At 63.1% G+C, this 3,729-nt stretch carries 3 protein-coding genes; 2 read left to right on the top strand and 1 reads right to left on the bottom strand.

The features are described 5' to 3' along the window. Positions 1–1,140: AAA family ATPase (locus tag FLM9_RS00560; protein ID WP_102135440.1), on the bottom strand; the 1,140-nt coding region annotated here is incomplete at its 3' end. A 119-nt stretch (positions 1,141–1,259) separates the two neighbouring features. Here FLM9_RS00560 and queG point away from each other — a divergent pair. After that, on the top strand, positions 1,260–2,195 hold the full coding sequence (gene queG / locus FLM9_RS00565; RefSeq protein ID WP_074456774.1) for a tRNA epoxyqueuosine(34) reductase QueG: 936 nt from the start codon (positions 1,260–1,262) through the stop codon (positions 2,193–2,195). 51 nt (positions 2,196–2,246) lie between these two features. Beyond that, a complete protein-coding gene (gene glmU / locus FLM9_RS00570) occupies positions 2,247–3,668 on the top strand; it encodes a bifunctional UDP-N-acetylglucosamine diphosphorylase/glucosamine-1-phosphate N-acetyltransferase GlmU (protein ID WP_074456775.1) in 1,422 nt (473 codons plus the stop codon). Positions 3,669–3,729 lie beyond the last annotated feature (61 nt).

A 3,729-nucleotide genomic window follows, 5' to 3' on the forward strand; every position in this document is an offset into this window, starting at 1 on the left:
AGCCAAGAGTTTCACAAACTCGTTCCCTGGCGGCCGCTCCTCCACCCCCATGACCGCTGCCAGCACGTCCCCCGCTTCCGCACCATAGGTGGGGACGGCACCAACAGACCTCGGCACAATGCAACCCTGCTCCCGCTCAAGCTCTACGATGTGTTCCGGTTTGACGGTGGTGAGCACCTGGGGGCTGTGGGTGGAGACGATGAACCGGGTGTTGGGGAACGTCCTTGTGAGATCGTCCAGAATCCTCTGCTGCCACGAGGGGTGCAAGTGCAATTCAATCTCGTCGATCAGCACCACCGCTTCCGACTGGAGAGGATCTTCCAGATGAGGATTCCCCTGGGCCATCCGGCGCGCCAGGTCACTCGCCAGAGCCAGCATGATCTGGTAACCGCCGCTCAACTGTTTGATGAAGAGTTCTTCTGGCTTCTCGTCGTCCCGCTGGACAGAGACTACGAAACGCAGTGGATCCTGTTTGATCCTGGGGTTGGATATGCCAGGGAGCATGGCTTCGATGGCCTTGCGCACAGTCTCAAGATCGCCGAGCCGGTGGTTGAAGTCCAGATGTTCTTTTTGCTCCCTCAACTCCTCGTTTTCCCTGGCGTAGAACCACTCAAAGAAGTTCCGAAAGTCAGTACGGGCAGACAAGGCACCTTTTAATGCCTCATAGCGGGAAAATTCAGTCTTGAATCCCGTACGGCGTTGCGGTAGGTCGAACACGGCCCGATCAGTATCGTAGAAGGCCACGATGGGCAAGTCCAGCGGTTTGGTTTCCCTCCAGTCTGCATTCATGATGGCATTCATGACGTCCTTTAACTTCCCAAGGTCGTCTCTTTTCTCTAACTTCCCGAGGGCGTGTCTTTTCTGCGGCCCATCCATGCATCGTTCCCATGCGATGTCGTCCACAGTCGTCAGCCTCACCTGCACCTGCCCTGAGCCGCGAGGGTCCGATTTATCAAATTCAATGCTCGACGCGTCTTTCAAGATCTTCTGAATACCCCCAAGACCCGTAGCGATTGCGCTCAGAACGCTGGTCTTGCCAAGTCCGTTATTCCCGTGAAGCACCGTCAGGCCGGGATGCAGCGGCAGGTCCAGCTTCTGGATTGCGCGATAGTTCTCGATCTCCACACGGGCCAACTTCATGGTCGCCGCCTCCTCGACTTATACACCGATGTGCTCCACCACTGTCCACGTAGTGTAGCAATGGCTCAAGCAGCATGATTGGGTAAGGCAGCCCTCGCGGATGGGCCTCCCCCACGACAATGAATGCCCCTCTTCTCGCCACTCAGCTTAAGGAGAAAGCCCTGGCCATGGGGTTTGTGGTGGCTGGCATCGGCCGGGTGGATCAGCCGGCGGCGGTGCCTGCCCGCACAGCTGCCCTGGAGCGCTGGCTACGGGCGGGGCATCAGGCCTCTCTGGGCTGGATGGCGGATCCACGGCGCCGCCACATCAACAGTCTGCTGCCGGGGGTGCGCAGTTTGTTGGCGGTGGGGCTGAACTACTGGACAGGGCAGCAGCAACGCCCCGGTGTGCTGTCCATTGCGCGCTACGGCTGGGGTCGGGACTACCACCGCACCATTGACCGGCGCCTGCGGGCTATCGGGCGCTGGTTGAGCCGGCAGCAGCCGCACTGCCGTTGGCGGGCCTGTGTGGACAGCGCCCCACTGATGGACAAGGCCTGGGCGGAGGCGGCGGGAATCGGCTGGATTGGCAAACACAGCAACTTGATCCATCCCCGCCATGGCTCCTGGCTGTTGCTGGGCCACCTGCTCACCACCCTGGAGTTGCCGGCCGATGTTCCCCAGGCGCCCCTCTGTGGCCGTTGCCGCCGCTGCCTGCAGGTGTGCCCAACGGGCGCCATCCCCGAACCCTTCGTGGTGGACAGCCGCGCCTGTATCGCCTTTCACACCATTGAAAACCGCAACCCTGCCCTGCCTCCTGAGGTGGCCAAGGGGTTGCGGGGCTGGATTGCCGGTTGCGATCTGTGCCAACAGGTGTGCCCCTGGAACCGGACGGTCACCCCCACGGCGGATCCTGAGCGTCAGCCAGCGGACTGGATGCTCACGGCCAGCCCGGAGCACCTGCTCAGTTGGGATGACGACACTTGGGATAAGAAGCTGCGGGGATCGGCCCTGCGGCGCATCAAGCCCTGGATGTGGCGCCGCAATGTCCACACTGCTGTCAACGGCCAGCCTTGATGGGGCCGGTGGCTCCGCCTACCATGGTCAGTGCCAGTGGACAGTGGACAGATGTTGGCGGTTGCCGTTTTGGCGGCGGGGAAGGGAACGCGCATGTGCAGTGCCCACCCCAAAGTGCTTCAGCCTTTGGCAGGCGCCACGCTGGTGGACTGGGTCTTGGAATCTTGTGAACTCCTGAACCCGCAACGGCGGTTGCTGGTGGTGGGTCACCAGGCGGAGCGGGTGCAACAGCACGTGCAGCGCCGTCACCAGCAGGTGGAGTTCGTCTTGCAGCAGCCGCAGCGGGGCACGGGTCATAGTGTCCAGCAACTCCTGCAACCCCTGGGGAACTTTAGCGGCACCCTGCTGGTGCTCAACGGGGACGTGCCCCTGCTGCGCAGCACCACCCTGGGCCGGTTGGTGGAGCACCATCACCGGAGCGGCAGCGCCGTGACCGTCCTCACCGCCTGTCTGGAGGAGCCCAAGGGCTATGGGCGGGTGTTTTGTGACGAGCGGCAGCGGGTGAGAGCCGTTGTGGAAGACCGGGACTGCACCGACGAGCAGCGCCGCAACAGACTCGTCAACGGAGGGGTGTACTGCTTCCACTGGCCTGCGGTGGCCGCGGTGCTGCCCCAACTCAAGGCGGACAACCAGCAGGGGGAGCTTTACCTCACCGATGCTGTGGGTCTCCTGAATCCGGCTACCCAGCTCACGGTGGAGGACGGGACGGAGATCATTGGCGTCAACGACCGCAGCCAACTAGCGGCCTGTGAGCAGGTGGTGCAGCAGCGCTTACGGCAGCAATGGCTGGCGGCTGGCGTCAGCTTCCTGGATCCCGTAAGCTGTAGCCTCAGCGCCGGCACCCGCTTTGGCCGGGACGTGGTGGTGGAACCCCAAAGCCATTTCCGGGGCAGCAACAGCATTGGGGACGGCTGCCGCATTGGTCCCGGCGCCTTAATCGAGGACAGCCAGCTTGAGGCGGACGTGGAGGTGACCTTTTCTGTGGTGCGCCAGGCTCGACTGGCGCGGGGCAGCGTCGTTGGACCGTTCGCCCATCTGCGGCCAGGGGCGGTGCTGGGGGAACACTGCAAGGTGGGCAACTTCGTGGAAGTGAAAAACAGCCGTCTGGGTCCCGAGGTCAAGGCCAGCCATCTGACCTACCTGGGGGATGCCCAACTGGGGCGGGGCGTCAACGTGGGGGCCGGCACCATCACGGCCAATTTTGACGGCGCCAGCAAACACCCCACCACCATTGGGGAGGGCAGCAGCATTGGCGCCAACACCGTGCTGGTGGCGCCGGTGACGTTGGGGCGTGACGTGACCATAGCGGCCGGCTCCACCATCACCAAGGACGTGACGGACGATGCCCTGGCCATTGCCCGCTGTCGGCAGGTGCAGAAAAAGGCCTGGCACAAGCCGGCGGCGGCACCCCATTCCTCCAGTGCTACAGGGGGTGAAATAGAGCCGTCCTCCCAGGGTCAGGCCTCGACATAGGTGGCGGAGCCAGAACTGAAACCCCAACACCAACCAGCAGGCAGGACCGGCTGGCGCTGGG

Origin of the sequence: Candidatus Synechococcus spongiarum (genome assembly GCF_900047545.1) — a bacterium.
GTDB classification, from domain to species: Bacteria; Cyanobacteriota; Cyanobacteriia; order PCC-6307; family Cyanobiaceae; genus Synechococcus_B; species Synechococcus_B spongiarum_C.

What these genes read in the sequence shown, in the direction of transcription:
- glmU (WP_074456775.1), top strand. Translation starts at nt 2,247, where the DNA reads ATGTTGGCGGTTGCCGTTTTGGCGGCGGGGAAGGGAACGCGCATGTGC.
- queG (WP_074456774.1), top strand. Translation starts at nt 1,260, where the DNA reads ATGAATGCCCCTCTTCTCGCCACTCAGCTTAAGGAGAAAGCCCTGGCC.